Below are 15,006 nucleotides of genomic sequence, written 5' to 3' on the forward strand. Positions count from 1 at the left end.
AGACGCGGAGCGAAAATAAATCTTGTAACGCGTATGTGCGGCGGCGTGCGGAGCAGCACACTGGTGCAGAAATTCGCCTTAAATCCGCATGATTTCGATGGATTTCTGCCTGTTTCGCCAATGGCGGAAAAATAAAATGGCGCCGCGCTTCATTCAATAATGGATCTTTCGGTAATCGATAATCTCGAGATAAAGGTGATCGCCGCGCGTTGAAAGATAATCCGGCATGCCTTGCATGTCGGGAATGGGCCATCGCATCGATTGGGTGGCGCGAAGCGGCGAGGCAGCGGCGTCGGGTGGCGGCCTGGTTTCGCCGTAGGTCATGGCGCATGCCGTGCTCGCGGAGGCGTCCAGCAGCGCGCGCGGCGTAGACGAAAAAAAGCCGGCTGCCCCATCAGGGCATGCCGGCCGGGTGTAGCGGCCTGCGCGGCTGCGCAGGCCGGACGCAGCGGATCAGCGCACCTTGTACAGCACCGCCGCACCGGGCTTCGGTTCGAACATGGGCACGGTCTGCTGCTTGAGTGCTTTGCCGTTGGCATCCCAAACCAGGGTCTCGGCGGGGTATTCCTCGTTGCGGGTCATGGCGCCGATCTGCTTGACGATCACCGTCGAGCCGGCCTTCACTTCGGGGTTCCAGGCGAACACGCCGAGCCTGCCGTAGAACACGGCCGGCGCGTCGGCGTCGAGGCGGCGGTCGGGGCACATGACCAGGCCGCGATCGAGCATCACGCGCAACGCGCCGACGGGGACGGCTTTCACGGTGGGCGCGGTGCGGTCGGTGCTGTGGCCGGGGCAGACGTTGGCCGAGCGGAGCAGCATGTCCTCGACCACTTGCCGATCGGGCTGGGCGAAGGCCGGCAGGGCGGCGGCGGACAGGGCGAGCATTGCGACAGTGGACTTCCAGTGCACGTGACACCTCCTCTTGAATGAATTACTCCAGACGTCGCGGTGGGCCACGCTGCAGAGGTGGGCCGTTGCCGGGGACGCGCGGCGACTCTATCAACAAGGCCGATGGGCAGTTGCAAATGAAGCGTGATGGCGCGTGACCTCGTGCACGCTTCCATTCACGTTGCATGTGCCGATCGATGGCATGGCGTTGGCGACAACGTGCCTGCACGGTGGCGGCAGGCACGCAGGGAGCGCGGCGACACGCTTGCGCACATTGCCCGGCGTGCGCTCATGTGTCGGCATCGCTGCGGATGGTGAGCGAACGTTTCGAGCTGCTGCATTGCGCATCGGGGTAGAAGCGCTGTCGTCTCTATGCAGCAACGCCGGATGCAGGGATGGGCGAAGCCTTGCGCACCCGACTCCGCGAGTCGCTTTCGCGCCGGACCCTCACCCCAACCCCTCTCCCAGGGGGAGAGGGGCTTTGGCTGTTCCTTCTCCCATCGGGAGAAGGTGCCCCGCAGGGGCGGATGAGGGTACGGGCGCAGCCTCGCGCACCCAACTCCGCGAGTCGCTTTCGCGCCGGACCCTCACCCCAACCCCTCTCCCGGGGGGAGAGGGGCTTACTTGTACGGCCCCGGGCCGCGCCAGACCAGTTCGCCCTGCTTGTAGACCTGCAGCATGGTGATGACCTCGCGGGCGTCGCCGATGGCCTTCAGTTCCGGGGAGTCCGGCGGCAGCGCGCGGCATTTGCCGGAGCCGCGCTTCATCGCGATCTCCAGCGGGCAGGCCATGCGGTACTGGGTGCCGGGCAGAAGAATGAAGAATTCCTTCATGCCCTGGTCCATCCAGGCGCGCAGCAGGGTTTCGCTGCGCAGGTCGTAATAGACCAGGTAGCCGCCCAGTTCCATGCTGGGGCCGGCGTCGCTGGGGTCGCCGCGGCGCCCGCCACGGCCGCCGCCGTCGCGCACCAGCCCGGCCTCGTTCGGGCCCAGGTCCTGGTCGATCGCGCCCGGCGGCCGCCCGGTCCAGGTCTCGCGGCGCTGGGTCGGTTCGGGTTCGCTGGCGGCGGCCTGGGCCTGCTGCTGCGTGGCGGGGTCCGGCTGCGGCGGCGCCGGTTGCTCGGCGGGGGTGGGCGCGGGCGGCGCCGGGGTGCTGGCCGTGGCGGCCGGATCGGGCGGCGGCACCGGATGGTCGGACTGCGCGACCAGCGTGGATTGCACCGGCGAAGTGGCGCGACGTTTCTTGGCCGCGACCGGCTTCTGCGCGGGGGTGGGGCTGGGCGGCGTCTTGGCCGGATGCACCGGCTGGCGGGTGGCGCCGATGAAGTCCACCTTGGTCCGGCCGCCGCTGGCCGCGCCTTGCGGCGTGCTCATGGTGGGCGGGTCGGCCAGCAGCAACAGCAGCAACATCAGCAGGTGCAGCACGGCGCTGACGATGGCGGCAATCCACGGGTCCAGGCGTTCGACCCAGGATTTGGCCCGGGGGTCCGCGCGATGCGACACGTTGCTCATGCCGCCGCGGGGGCGTCGGGAGTGCGGGCCTTCATGGGGGGTCTGCAGGGTGCGGCCGGTGGGGGCGCCATCGTAACGCGTGCGAGGGCCGGTTCATTTGTCGGGCCACACCACGCTTAGGGTCTGTTGCTGTTGGCGGGACAGGGGATGCGTCCAGGCCGCGCCTGCCTGTGGTCGGCGGCGTACAGCATCAGCGGGAACTGCGCGCGGATCGGGCGGCCACTCCCGCGGGACGCTCGGCACGGGGATGTGCCCGCGTGCAGGCAGGGCGCCGCCGCCCAGTGCTATCGTCCGCGCCATGTCCAAGGCCACCGCCACCCTCCGCTTCGAGGCGACGTTGCTGCGGCCGGCGACGCCGCCGGACGCGGCCTGGACGTTCCTGGTGCTGCCCGCCGAGGCCAGCGCCAAGCTACCGACGCGCAGCATGGTCAGCGTGGACGGCACGTTCGCCGGGCAGCCGTTCCAAGCCACGCTGGAACCGGACGGGCAGGGCAGCCATTGGCTGAAGGTTGAAGCAGCGCTGCGGGTGGCGGCCGGGGTCGCCGCGGGCGACACGGTCGCGCTGGCGATCGCGCCGATGGCGGTGGAGCCGGAGCCGGTGTTGCCGCCCGACCTGGGCGCGGCGCTGGACGCGCATCCGGCCGCGCGTGCGACCTGGGACGCCATCACCGCGCTGGCGCGGCGCGACTGGATCTTCTGGATCGTCTCGGGCAAGAAGGCCGACACGCGCGCCAAGCGCATCGCCAGCGCCTGCGACATGCTCGCCTCGGGCAAGCGCCGCGCCTGTTGCTTCGACCGCTCGGGCATGTACAGCCAGTCGCTCGGCGCGCCGAAGGCGGCGCAATGACGCGCCGCAATACGTTGCAGCGCTAGCGCAGCGCGAGGGCCGCCGCTGCCGCGACATCGTCCTCGCAAACCGCCACCTATACTCCGGCGGTGTCCATCTGCTGAAGGGTCTCATCGCATGAGCGCACCCGCATCCCCGACCACCGCCGCTTCCGGCGCCGCACCCGGCAGCCTGCGCCGCTCGGTGTCCAACACGCTCAAGGGCTCGGCCGGCAACCTGGTCGAGTGGTACGACGTCTACGTCTACTCGGTGTTCGCCACCTATTTCGAATCGCAGTTCTTCTCCAAGGAAGACAAGAACGCCACGATGTTCGTGTGGGCGATCTTCGCGATGACCTTCCTGATGCGGCCGATCGGCGCGTGGTACTTCGGCCGCTTCGCCGACCGCTTCGGCCGCCGCCTGGCGCTGACCATCTCGGTGTCGCTGATGGCGCTGTGTTCGTTCGTGATCGCGGTGACGCCGACGGTGGCGACGATCGGCATCGCCGCGCCGATCGTGCTGCTGCTGGCGCGGCTGCTGCAGGGCTTCGCCACCGGCGGCGAGTACGGTACCAGCGCCACCTACATGTCCGAGGCGGCGATCCCGGGCCGGCGCGGCTTCCTGTCCTCGTTCCACTACGTGACCCTGGTCGGCGGCCATGTGCTGGCGCAGACCACGCTGCTGCTGATGCTGCATTTCGCCGACAAGGGCTGGGTGTCCGAATGGGGCTGGCGCCTGGCGTTCGGCCTGGGCGGCATCGGCGCGCTGGTGGTGTTCTGGCTGCGCCGCACGATGGACGAGTCGCTGGGCTCGGACTCCATCGCCGAGGCCAAGAAGGGCGGGGCGCGCTCGGCCGGTTCGCTGCACGAGCTGTTCGTGCACCAGTGGCGGCCGCTGCTGCTGTGCTTCCTGGTCACCGCGGGCGGCACCATCGCCTTCTACACCTATTCGGTCACCGGGCCGAAGATGATCCAGACCGCGTTCGCCGGCGACGACGTGATGGCCGGCACCATCATCAACCTGGTCGCGCTGACCGTACTGATGCTGATGCAGCCGGTCGGCGGCTGGCTGTCGGACATCATCGGGCGCAAGACCCTGCTGGTGTTCTTCGGCATCGGCGGCGTGCTCTACACCTGGTTCCTGGTGCTGGAGCTGCCCAAGCAGAGCGATTGGCTGACCGCGTTCGCGATCCTGACCGGCGGCTTCGTGATCCTGACCGGCTACACCTCGATCAACGCGGTGGTCAAGGCGGAGCTGTTCCCGACCCACATCCGCGCGCTGGGCGTGGGCCTGGGCTACGCGCTGGCCAACTCGGCCTTCGGCGGCACCGCGCCGCTGCTGTACCAGGCCTCGCTGAAGACCGGCCATGTGACCACCTTCGTCTGGTACGCCACGGCGGTGATCGCGGTGTCGCTGGTGGTGTACATGTTCTTTCTGACCAACAAGGGCGCGAACTGGCTGGACGACGAGCGCGCGATGCGCGAGCGCAAGGCCGCGAAGGCGGCGGCCGGGCGCGGCTGAGACCGGCAGCGGCACGGGCGCGACCACCGCGCCCGTGTCGCGGCAAGCGCCGCGCTCCCGGCGGGGCGTCGGCCTCCGGGTTCGGCGGCACGCGTGCGACTCGGGTACCATGCAGCCCCCCTCACGGGCGTTTTCGCTCATGGCCGACTCCAAGAAGACCCCCGACTCCCCTGTGACCCAGGACCAGGCCGAAGCCGCCGTGCGCACCCTGCTGCGCTGGGCCGGCGAGGACCCGGACCGCGAAGGCCTGCTGGACACGCCGCGGCGCGTGGCCGAGGCCTATGGCGACTGGTTCAGCGGCTACAAGGCCGATCCGCGCGAGTACATGCTGCGCACCTTCGAGGAAGTGGCCGGCTACGACGAGCTGATCGTGCTGCGCGACATCGAATACGAAAGCCATTGCGAGCACCACATGGCGCCGATCATCGGCAAGGTCCATGTGGGCTACCTGCCGCGCGGCAAGGTGGTGGGCATCAGCAAGCTGGCGCGCGTGGTCGAGGCCTATGCGCGGCGCTTCCAGGTGCAGGAGAAGATGACCGCGCAGATCGCGCAGTGCATCCAGGACGTGCTGCAGCCGCTGGGCGTGGGCGTGGTGGTGGAAGGCGCGCACGAGTGCATGACCACCCGTGGCATCCACAAGCGCGGCGTCAGCATGGTCACCTCGAAGATGCTCGGCACCTTCCGCGAGGACGCGCGTACCCGCGCCGAGTTCCTGCGTTTCATCGACGGCGGCAAGCGCTGAGCGTGCGGATGGGGCGGTCGTCGGTTCCTGCATGAAGCACCGTGTCCGGATCGCCGGCTATCGCCAGTTGCGCGAACAGCCGTTGTGGAAGCTGCTCGCCGCCGACCATGCGCCGGAACTGATCGGCCTGCTGCAGACCCTGCTGGGCGATGCGCAGCGGCGGCTGCCGTCGTCGGTGCTGCACGAGCGCCTGCAGCGCCAGCTGGATGCGCTGAAGGACGACGAGCTGTCGCGCGAGTTGCCGCGCACCGCGCAGGCCTACCTGGCGCACTGGCTGGCGCAGGGCTGGCTGGAGCGGCGCCTGCCCGAAGGCGATGCCGAGGAAGAGTACGAGCTGTCGCGCCAGGCCGCGCAGGCGATCCGTTTCATCGCCGGGGTGCAGGGCAGCGCCAGCGTCGCCACCGAGAGCCGCTTGTCGCTGGTGATCGAGCAGCTGGTGCAGCTGGCCGGGCAGACCGAGACCGATCCGGATGCGCGGCTGGCCGCGCTGCGCGCCGAACGCGCGCGCCTGGACGCGGAGATCGAGCGCGTGGCCGCCGGCAAGCTGGCCGCGCTGGACGGCAAGCGCGCGCTGGAGCGCACCCGCGACATCATCCGCCTGTCCGACGACCTGGCCGAGGATTTCCGCCGCGTTCGCGACGATTTCGAACAGCTCAACCGCGATTTCCGCGAGCGCATCATCGACGACGAGGGGGCGCGCGGCGACGTGCTGGAGAAGCTGTTCGCCGGCATCGACGTGATCGGCGAGAGCGACGCCGGGCGCAGCTTCCAGGCGTTCTGGAGCCTGCTCAACGACGCCGAACAGAGCGTGCAGCTGGACGCGGCGCTGGACACGCTGCTGGCGCGCGGGTTCGCGCGCCGGCTCGACCGCCAGGAACGCGCGTTCCTGCGCGGACTCACCGGCACCCTGCTCGAGCGCGGCGGGCAGGTGCATGAGGTGATGCAGCATTTCGCGCGCAGCCTGCGAGGGTTCGTGCAGAGCCGCGGCTACCTGGAGCAGCGCCGGCTCAACCAGTTGCTGAAGCAGGCGCAGGGCGAGGCGCTGCAGTTGCGCGACCGGCTGCACGCCACCGCGGCCACCGGCTACACGCTGCCGCTGAGCAGCGCGCGGCTGCGTTCGCTGTCGCAATGGCGGCTGCACGACCCGCGCAGCCAGCAGGTCGATGGCCGGGTGCAGGCGGCGGAGGCGGCGACGATCTCGCTGGACAGCGTCGGCGACCTGGTCGCGCAGTCGGAGATCGACCTGCGCGGCCTGCGCGAGGACCTGCACGCGCTGCTCGGCCAGCAGCCGCAGCTGACCATCGGCGAGGCCTTGCGGCAGCGCCCGGCGCAGCAGGGGCTGGGCAGCGTGATCGGCTACCTGGCGCTGGGCACGCGCCACGGCGTGGTGGTCGCGGACGAATGGGAAGCGGTGCAGTGGGAAGGCAACGATGGCCAGCTGCGGCGCGCCCGCATCCCGCTGGTGTGGTTCACCAAGGAAAAACGCAATGAACTGGTCTGACGATGTGCCCGGCGGCGACGCCGACGGCTTCGACCCCGCGGCCGCCGCCGCGACCCAGGCCGACGGCCGCAGCGAACTGTTCGCCGGCGACACCGGCACCCTGCCGCTGGAGGCGCGCCGCGCGCTGTGCCAGCTGCTGTCCGGGCCGAGCATCGACGCCTACCGCCACGGACCGCTGTGGCCGGCGCTGCTGCGCCACGAGGCCGCGGTGCGCCGCGTGCTGTGCGAGCTGTTCCTGGAACTGGTGCTGGACCGCGACGGCGGCGTGGCCTTCGCCCGCCAGGCCGAGACCGCCGAGCTGGAGACCCCGGCGCTGCTGCGCACCGCGCCGCTGACCTTCATCGAGTCGGTGCTGCTGCTGTTCCTGCGCCAGCAGCTGGCCGAAGCCGACACCCGCGGCGAACGCGCGGTGGTGCAGGAGGCGCAGCTGCTGGAAGTGCTGTCGGTATACGAGAAGAACGTGTCCACCGACCGTGCCGGCTTTGCGCGGCGGGTGCTGGCGGCGATCGCGAAGATGCGCGACAACCACCTGCTGTCCAAGCTGCGCGGCAGCGAGGACCGCTACGAGGTGTCGCCGGCGCTGAAACTGCTGTTCTCCGCGGAGGACGTGCAGGCGCTGGCCGCCGCCTACCGCGGCCTGCGCGAAGGCGCGGCCGCGGACGCGCCGCAGTGACTGCAGGAGCGGCGTCAGCCGCGACCCACCGCCGGCCCGCCCAGCCCACCGCCAGGCGCCCTGGCGATCTCGATTTTCCGATGAGCACCCGATGACGTCCCTGTCCGATCCGTCCCCGTCCGCGCCCGTCCCCGCGCCGTCGCTGTTCGCCGACACGCTGGCCGAACAGCGCGCGCAGCAATACCGCATGCGCCGCCTGCAGGTGCACAACTGGGGCACCTTCAACGGCCTGACCGATGTGCCGGTCGCCGACAAGGGCTTCCTGTTCGTCGGCCGCTCCGGCTCGGGCAAGTCGACCCTGCTCGATGCGATGTCGGCGCTGCTGACCCCGCCGAGCATCGTCGACTTCAACGCCGCCGCGCGCGAGGCCGAGCGCAGCGGCCGCGACCGCAGCCTGGTGTCGTACGTGCGCGGCGCCTGGGCCGACCAGCAGGACAGCGCCTCGGGCGAGATCGCCACCCAGTACCTGCGCAAGGGCGCGACCTGGTCGGCGCTGGCGCTGGAATACCGCAACGCGCACGGCCAGGCGGTGAGCCTGGTGCGCCTGTTCTGGATCGCCGGCAGCGGCACCGCCGCGGCCGACGTGCGCAAGCACTACATGGTGGCGCCGCGCGGCTTCGACGTGGCCGCCGAGCTGGACGGCTTCGACCTGGACCTGCGCCGGCTCAAGCAGCGCCTCGGCGAAGAGGTGCACCATTTCGACAGCTTCGCCGGCTATGCCGAACGCTTCCGCCACCTGCTCGGCATCGGCAACGAGATGGCGCTGCGGCTGTTGCACAAGACCCAGTCGGCGAAGAACCTGGGCGATCTCAATGCGTTCCTGCGCAGCTTCATGCTCGACGAACCGCGCACCTTCGAGGCCGCCGACCGCCTGGTCGACGACTTCGCCGAACTCGACGGCGCCCACCATGCGGTGGTGACCGCGCGGCGCCAGGTGGAGACGCTGGTCCCGGCGCGGCAGCACTACGCCGAGCTGATGGCCTTGCGCCGCAGCGTCGGCGAATTGCGCGAGCTGCAGCTGGGCATCGATGGCTACCGCGAGCAGCGCCGGCTGGCGCTGCTGGACGCGCGCCTGCAGGAACTGGACACGCAGGACCGCGGCCTGGCTGGCGAGGAAGGGCAGCGCCGCGAGGCGCTGGACAACCACGAACAGAAGCTGGCCGAACGCGAGACCGAGCAGCGCGCGCAGGGCGGCGAGCGGGTCGAGGCGCTGGAGCGCGAACGCAGCCGGGTCGAGCGCGAACGCGACGAACGCATGCGCCGGCGCAGCCAGGTCGAGCAGGCCTGCCGCCAGCTCGGCATGGGCCTGGCCGGCAGCGCCGCCGGCTTCGCCGAGCAGGTGGCGCAGGCGCGCGCGTTGCGCGACGGCGTGGCCGGCGAGGCCAGCGCGCTGGACGAGGCGATCGCCGAACGCATGGCCGAGCGCCGCGAGGACGAGCGCCGCTTCGCCGCGATCCGCACCGAGATCGACGCGCTGCACAAGGCGCCGTCGAGCATCCCCGCGCCGATGCAGGCGCTGCGCGCGCGGCTGTGCGCCGACACCGGCCTGGCCGAGGCGGCGCTGCCGTTCGTCGGCGAGCTGATGCAGGTGGACGAGACGCAGGCCGCCTGGCGCGGCGCGATCGAGCGCGTGCTGCACGGCTTCGCGCAGTCGCTGCTGGTCGACGAGCGCCACCACGCCACGGTCGCCGAGTGGGTCAACCAGACCCAGCTCGGCACCCGCCTGGTCTATTACCGGGTGCGCCACAACGAAGCCCTGCACAGCCGCGAACCGGACCCGCGCTCGCTGCTGCGCAAGCTGCAGCTGCGCGACCATCCCTATGCGACCTGGCTGCGCCACGAACTGGGCCGGCGCTTCGACTACGCCTGCGTCGACAGCGCCGCGCAGCTGCGCAACGCCGAGCGCGCGATCACCCGCGAAGGCCAGCTCAAGCATCCCGGCGACCGCTACGAGAAGGACGACCGCCACGCCGTCGGCGACCGCAAGCGCTGGTTGCTCGGCTACGACAACCGCGACAAGCTCAAGGTCTACGAACGCGAGGGCCAGGCCCTGGCGCAGCGTATCGCCGCCTGCGACGCCGACGTCGCCGCGTTGCGCAAGCAGCGCGAGCTCGACCAGGGCCGCCAGCTGGCCGCGCACACCCTGGCCGAGCGCGACTGGGACGAGATCGACGTGGCGCCCAAGCTGCAGCGCCTGAGCGACATCGCCGAGCAACTGCTGCAGCTGCGCGAAGGCGACACCGCGCTGCGCGCGCTGGGCGAGCAGATCGCCGTGGCGCGGGCGCTGCGCGACCAGGCGCGGCGCACCTACGAGGACGTGCGCCTGGAACGCGCGCAGCTGGGCCGCGAACGCAGCCGGCTGCAGGCGCAGCGCGAGACCTGCGCCGCGCGCGTGGCGACCGCGGCGATCACGCCGGCGCAGGCGCAGGGGTTGGACGCGCGCCTGGCGGCGTTGTCGCCGCTGAGCCTGGACAACCTGGAAGCGCACCTGCGCAGCGTCGAGCGCGGCCTCGGCGAGCACCTGGCGCAGAGCCAGGGCCAGGACGCGCGGCTGGGCCAGCAGTTGCTCGACTGCTTCCGCCGCTACTGCCAGCAATGGCCGGAGGACAGCGGCGACTTCACCGTCAGCCTCGCCAGCGCCGACGATTTCCTGGCGCGCCTGCAGCGGCTGGAGAGCGACGGCCTGCCGCGCCACGAGGGCCGCTTCTTCGACCTGCTGCAGACCCAGAGCAAGAACAACCTGCTGGCCCTGCAACGGCACACCGCCGAAGCGCACAAGGCGATCAAGCAGCGCATGGACGAGGTCAACGCCAGCCTCGAGCAGGTGCCGTTCAACCGCGGCACCCTGCTGACCATCGAGGTCAGCGACCGCCGGCTGCTCGAGGTGCAGGAATTCCAGCAGCAGCTGCGCGAGGTGCTGGGCCACCAGCAGACCGAGGACCGCGCGCTGGCCGAGGCCCAGTTCGCCACCTTGCGCACGCTGGTGCAGCGGCTCGGCGCGCAGGACGCGGAGCTGCGGCGCTGGCGCGAGCAGGTGCTGGACGTGCGCCAGCACGTGGAGTTCGTCGGCGTGGAGCTGGATGCGCACAGCCGCGCGCAGGTGGAGATCTACCGCAGCGGCGCCGGCAAGTCCGGTGGCCAGCGGCAGAAGCTGGCCACCACCTGCCTGGCCGCGGCGCTGCGCTACCAGCTCGGCGGCGAGGACGGCGAACTGCCGCGCTACGCGGCGGTGGTGCTGGACGAGGCGTTCGATAAGGCCGACAACGAGTTCACCGCGCTGGCGATGAACATCTTCGAGAACTTCGGTTTCCAGATGGTGGTGGCCACGCCGCTGAAGTCGGTGATGACGCTGGAGCCGTTCATCGGCGGCGCCTGCTTCGTCGAGATCAGCGGCCGCCACACCTCCGGCGTGTTGCTGATCGAGTACGACGAGCAGCAGCACCGGCTCAAGTTGCCGGAACGCACGCGTGGCGACGAGCCGGCGCTGCACGAGGCGGCGCCGGCCCAGGCGGCGCACGCGCAGACGGTACCGGCTGCGCCGATGGTCGCGAACGTTGCTGCCACCGCGGTTGCGCGTGCCGCTGCGGATGTCGGGAGCGCCGCTTCCGTGCCTGCGGCGACCGACATCGCCGATGCGGTGCACGCTCCCCATGGCGACAAGCGCCGGGCCGCGAAGCGCGGCACCGCTGCTGCCGTCGCCGCGCCCGGTGCCAGATCCGCGGAACCGACTCGTTCTGCCAAGCCTGCCGCCAGCGGCACGCTGGCAAACAGCGGCAAGGCGGCAACCTCGACCAGGCCGGTATCGGCGAGAGCAGCGGCCAAGCCCGCCACGGCGACCGCGGCAACCAAGCCTGCTGCAGCCAAGCCTTCCGCCGCCAGGCGCGCAGCACCGGAGCGCGCGGCACCGCCCGTGAAGGCACCGCCGCCGGCCTCCAAGACCAAGCCCCCTGCCTCGCCGAAGGCGCGCAGCCGCCGCTGAGCGCGACCGGCCGCACAGGGCCGGCGCGTCCGGCCGATCGCGCTCACGAACGGCGCCGTCGACGCGCGTGCGTCAATCGCGCCGACACCGATCACGGCAGCGGCGCCGCTGGCGTCGGCTCCATCGACGCCGGATGCGATCGGCGCGCGCAGCGACCGCCGCGCCTCAGCGCAGCAGGTCCCAGCCCATCTTGCCGATCAGCACCACCACCAGCACCAGGAACAGCTGCCGGATCAGCGGCGTGCCGCCGCGCAGCGCCAGCCGCGTGCCGGCCACCGCGCCGGCGATGTTGGCCACCGCCATCGGCACCGCCACCGCCAGCAGCACCTGCCCGCTGGGCACGAAGAAGCACAGCGCGGCCAGGTTGGTGGCCAGGTTCACCACCTTGGAGGCGGCCGAAGCGCGCAGGAAGTCCAGGCCGAAGAAGCGGATGAACAGGAAGATCAGGAAGCTGCCGGTGCCGGGGCCGAAGAAGCCGTCGTAGAAACCGATCGCCGCGCCCATCGCCAGCGCGATGGCCAGTTCGCGGCGGCCGATGTGGCGTGGCCGGTGCAGCGCGCCGAAATCCTTCTTGATCAGCGTATAGACCAGCATCGCGATCAGCAGCGCCAGGATCAGCGGTCGTACCGCCTGTTTCGGCAGCAGGCTGACCGCGGTGGCGCCGAGGAAGGAGAACGCGAACGCCGCCGCGGTGGCGTACAGCACCGGCCGCCACGGGAAGCGCACGTTGCGCGCATAACGCCAGGCCGACGCGCCGGTGCCGGCCATCGCGCTGAACTTGTTGGTGCCCAGCAGCACCGCCGGCGCCTGCTGCGGCAGGGTCGCGAACAGCCCCGGCAACTGGATCAGGCCGCCGCCGCCCACCGCCGCATCCACCAGCCCGGCGACGAAGGCGATGCACAGCAGCCAGGGCAGTTCGGTCGGGATCAGCTCCAGCAAGGCGGCGCTCCGGGCGATGGGCGCGCAAGCATAGCCGGGGCCGCCGCGCACGGCAGCGCCGGCGTGCGCCGCGCCGTCGCAGCCGGCACAATCGGCGCATGTCTCCGTCCGCCCCGCGCCTCGCCGATCCTTGCCCCTGCGGCCGCCCGCGCGATTACGCGCAGTGCTGCGGGCTCTACCACGCCGGCGCCGCCGCGCCCGACGCCGAAACGCTGATGCGCGCGCGCTACAGCGCCTACGTGCGCCGCGATGCCGACTACCTGCGTGCCAGCTGGCACCCGTCCACGCGCCCGGCGGAACTGGAACTGGATACGCACACCGCCTGGCTCGGCCTGACCGTGCAGCGGGTCGTCGCCAGCGGCGCCGACAGCGCCGAGGTCGCCTTCCTGGCGCGCTATCGCATCGGCGGCGGCAGCGCCGTGCGCATGGCCGAGCACAGCCGCTTCGTGCGCGAGGACGGCCGCTGGTACTACTTGGATGCGCTGGACTGAACCGATGGGCAGGCGTGGCATCAGGTTTGCGCGGCGCTGGCCGATGATGTTGCAGTGTCCGCCGCCCCTGCAGTCGTGATCTCTTTCGTGTTTGCCGCGTTCTTCGCCCGGTTGCGCCGTTGGCGCAGCCATGGCCGGGCGTTGCTGTGGTGCTGCCTGCTGCTCGCCTGCGACGCTGCCGCGGCGGCGCCCGCGCCCATGCCGGCGCTGCAAGGCGCCTGGCGCCCGGTCGCCGCCGCCGACCGCGGGGTGCCGCCTTCGCGCGCCGATCCGGCGCTGCAGCGTTTCGATCCGAACCGGATGACCCAGCTGCACGGCGGCGATGCCGGCGCCTGGGTGCTGTTGTGGCCGGCGCAGGGGCAGTGGCCGCCGGCGCCGTGGGTGCTGGAAGTGCCCAGTCCTGCGTTGCAGCGGGTCACCCTGCTGGCGCCGGTCGCCGGCGCGGCACCGCAGCAGCGCGGGCTGATGCGCGACGACCCGCAGGCGCTGCCCGGCAACGGCCGCCTCGGTTTCCGCATCGATGCCGCACCGGCCGCCGGGCAGCCGCTGCGGCTGTGGGTGGACCAGCGCGGGGTCATGGCCGCTTCGCTGCGCTTCCAGCTGCGCAGCGAGTCCGACTACCTGCGCCAGGACAGCCGTTGGCTGGTGGTCGCCAGCCTGAGCTTCGCGATCATGCTGAGCATGGCGGCAATGGCGCTGGTGTTCGCCTGGCGGCTGCGCGAGGCCACGTTCCTGTATTACGCCATCTACGTGCTCGGCTACGGCTTGGTGATGGCGCTGGAGACCGGCTACGTGGTGCATCCGCTGGGCCTGGAAGCGATCGGCCAGGCCGCGCGGTTCTGGGGCCGCCTGGGCGTCACCACGTCGATCGTGGCCGCGGTGCTGTTCCTGGAACGCTTCGCCGACCTGGCGCAGTACCTGCCGCGCGCGCGGCGCTGGCTGCGCGGCTATGCGCTGCTGGTCGCGTTGATCGCGCTGCCGGCGCTGCTGCCGTTGCCGTGGCTGGACGCGCTCGGCCGGGCGCTGGTCAACCCGTTGCTGATCCTCGGCGGGCCGCTGCTGATCGGCATCGCCGTGGTGGCGACATGGCGCGGCTCGCGCTATGCCGGGCTGTTCCTGCTCGGCTGGACGCCGCTGCTGCTGGTCACCGCGCTCAGCAGCTTGCAGGGCTTCGGCATGGTGGCGCACTGGACGTGGAGCGAAGAGGCGGCACTGGCCGCCGGTGCGTTCGAGGCGCTGGTGCTGTCGCTGGGTCTGGCGGAGCGCAGCACCTCGCTGCGCCGCGACCGCGACCAGGCGCGGCAGCTGGCCGACCTGGATCCGCTGACCGGCCTGCTCAACCGCCGCGCCTGGCACGAGCGCCTGACCGTGCTGAAGCAGGCCGCCCGGCGCCGGCGGCAACCGTTGGCGCTGATGTTCCTGGACGTGGACCACTTCAAGCGGCTCAACGACCGCTATGGCCACCGCGCCGGCGACGACGGCCTGCGCGCGCTGGCCCAGGCGCTGCGCGAGGAACTGCGCGGCGACGACGTGATCGGCCGCTACGGCGGCGAGGAATTCGTGATCGCGCTGCCCGGCATCGATGCGGCGCAGGCCACCCCGATCGCCGAGCGGATCCGCGAACGCTTCCGCGCGCAGGCCGCGCTCGCCTTTCCCGAGCTGCAGCCGACCGTGAGCATCGGCGTGGTCCAACTGCGCCCCGGCGACGACGCCAACGGCCTGGTGCAGCGCGCCGACGAAGCGCTGTACGCGGCCAAGAGCGGCGGCCGCAACCGCGTGGTCGCCGTGCACTGAGCCGGCGCAGGACCCGTGTAGGAGCGGCTTCAGCCGCGACAGGATCTATCGGTAACGCCTGTCGCGGCTGAAGCCGCTCCTACAAACGCGCGCCGGACCCCCGTGAACCCGCCGCCGCGCGTGAGCAGCCATTCCCGGCGG

Annotated in this window: 11 protein-coding genes and 1 pseudogene; 8 read left to right on the forward strand and 4 right to left on the reverse strand. The window is 71.3% G+C overall.

Going from position 1 to position 15,006, the window contains the following annotated elements; translation table 11 throughout:
• Positions 1 to 153: 153 nt before the first annotated feature.
• The 3 genes from AB8810_RS00870 to AB8810_RS00880 all read right to left on the reverse strand — a co-directional run bounded on the left by AB8810_RS00870 (position 154) and on the right by AB8810_RS00880 (position 2,399).
• Positions 154 to 324 (reverse strand): hypothetical protein, encoded by a 171-nt coding sequence (locus AB8810_RS00870; protein ID WP_369915252.1) that lies wholly within the window; start codon positions 322 to 324, stop codon positions 154 to 156.
• A 129-nt stretch (positions 325 to 453) separates the two neighbouring features.
• The gene (locus AB8810_RS00875) at positions 454 to 885 is read right to left on the reverse strand and encodes a hypothetical protein (protein ID WP_206229801.1); all 432 of its coding nucleotides are present in this window, start codon (positions 883 to 885) and stop codon (positions 454 to 456) included.
• Positions 886 to 1,508: 623 nt separating this feature from the next.
• Entirely contained in the window at positions 1,509 to 2,399 is an 891-nt protein-coding gene (locus AB8810_RS00880) for a type II toxin-antitoxin system RelE/ParE family toxin (protein WP_369915253.1), read from the reverse strand.
• Between the two features lie 298 nt (positions 2,400 to 2,697).
• Between AB8810_RS00880 and AB8810_RS00885 the strand changes: the two genes are divergently transcribed.
• The 6 genes and pseudogenes from AB8810_RS00885 to AB8810_RS00910 form a co-directional block, all read left to right on the forward strand.
• Positions 2,698 to 3,246, forward strand: coding sequence for a YdeI/OmpD-associated family protein (locus AB8810_RS00885; RefSeq protein ID WP_206259305.1), 549 nt, complete (start codon positions 2,698 to 2,700; stop codon positions 3,244 to 3,246).
• A gap of 117 nt (positions 3,247 to 3,363) precedes the next feature.
• Entirely contained in the window at positions 3,364 to 4,746 is a 1,383-nt protein-coding gene (locus AB8810_RS00890) for an MFS transporter (RefSeq protein WP_206229800.1), read from the forward strand.
• 139 nt (positions 4,747 to 4,885) lie between these two features.
• Complete coding sequence (gene folE, locus AB8810_RS00895) at positions 4,886 to 5,488, forward strand: GTP cyclohydrolase I FolE (protein WP_369915255.1); 603 nt, start codon at positions 4,886 to 4,888, stop codon at positions 5,486 to 5,488.
• Between the two features lie 31 nt (positions 5,489 to 5,519).
• Positions 5,520 to 6,989 (forward strand): DUF3375 domain-containing protein, encoded by a 1,470-nt coding sequence (locus tag AB8810_RS00900; RefSeq protein ID WP_191826424.1) that lies wholly within the window; start codon positions 5,520 to 5,522, stop codon positions 6,987 to 6,989.
• The gene (locus tag AB8810_RS00905; protein WP_179570520.1) at positions 6,976 to 7,662 is read left to right on the forward strand and encodes a DUF4194 domain-containing protein; all 687 of its coding nucleotides are present in this window, start codon (positions 6,976 to 6,978) and stop codon (positions 7,660 to 7,662) included. Before AB8810_RS00900 ends, AB8810_RS00905 begins: the two co-directional genes overlap by 14 nt.
• 91 nt (positions 7,663 to 7,753) lie before the next feature.
• A pseudogene (locus tag AB8810_RS00910) lies at positions 7,754 to 11,153 on the forward strand (ATP-binding protein); the annotation flags it as partial.
• Positions 11,154 to 11,806: 653 nt separating this feature from the next.
• Here the strand turns inward: AB8810_RS00910 and AB8810_RS00915 are convergent.
• Complete coding sequence (locus tag AB8810_RS00915; RefSeq protein WP_179570522.1) at positions 11,807 to 12,580, reverse strand: TSUP family transporter; 774 nt, start codon at positions 12,578 to 12,580, stop codon at positions 11,807 to 11,809.
• A gap of 98 nt (positions 12,581 to 12,678) precedes the next feature.
• Here AB8810_RS00915 and AB8810_RS00920 point away from each other — a divergent pair, with 98 nt between their 5' ends.
• Both AB8810_RS00920 and AB8810_RS00925 read left to right on the forward strand, forming a co-directional pair.
• Positions 12,679 to 13,071: a YchJ family metal-binding protein gene (locus AB8810_RS00920; protein ID WP_369915257.1), complete on the forward strand. Its 393-nt coding sequence runs from the start codon at positions 12,679 to 12,681 to the stop codon at positions 13,069 to 13,071.
• Positions 13,072 to 13,125: 54 nt separating this feature from the next.
• Positions 13,126 to 14,865 carry a diguanylate cyclase gene (locus AB8810_RS00925; protein ID WP_369915259.1) on the forward strand — a complete coding sequence of 580 codons (1,740 nt, stop codon included), beginning with the start codon at positions 13,126 to 13,128 and terminating at the stop codon, positions 14,863 to 14,865.
• Positions 14,866 to 15,006: the final 141 nt, after the last annotated feature.

The sequence above is a fragment of the Xanthomonas sp. NCPPB 3005 genome, from assembly GCF_041228095.2.
In the GTDB taxonomy this organism is placed as follows: domain Bacteria; phylum Pseudomonadota; class Gammaproteobacteria; order Xanthomonadales; family Xanthomonadaceae; genus Xanthomonas_A; species Xanthomonas_A bonasiae.

Coding starts and splice junctions, on each gene's coding strand:
- AB8810_RS00870 (WP_369915252.1), bottom strand. CDS start 324: ATGACCTACGGCGAAACCAGGCCGCCACCCGACGCCGCTGCCTCGCCG.
- AB8810_RS00875 (WP_206229801.1), bottom strand. CDS start 885: ATGCTCGCCCTGTCCGCCGCCGCCCTGCCGGCCTTCGCCCAGCCCGAT.
- AB8810_RS00880 (WP_369915253.1), bottom strand. CDS start 2,399: ATGAGCAACGTGTCGCATCGCGCGGACCCCCGGGCCAAATCCTGGGTC.
- AB8810_RS00885 (WP_206259305.1), top strand. CDS start 2,698: ATGTCCAAGGCCACCGCCACCCTCCGCTTCGAGGCGACGTTGCTGCGG.
- AB8810_RS00890 (WP_206229800.1), top strand. CDS start 3,364: ATGAGCGCACCCGCATCCCCGACCACCGCCGCTTCCGGCGCCGCACCC.
- folE (WP_369915255.1), top strand. CDS start 4,886: ATGGCCGACTCCAAGAAGACCCCCGACTCCCCTGTGACCCAGGACCAG.
- AB8810_RS00900 (WP_191826424.1), top strand. CDS start 5,520: ATGAAGCACCGTGTCCGGATCGCCGGCTATCGCCAGTTGCGCGAACAG.
- AB8810_RS00905 (WP_179570520.1), top strand. CDS start 6,976: ATGAACTGGTCTGACGATGTGCCCGGCGGCGACGCCGACGGCTTCGAC.
- AB8810_RS00920 (WP_369915257.1), top strand. CDS start 12,679: ATGTCTCCGTCCGCCCCGCGCCTCGCCGATCCTTGCCCCTGCGGCCGC.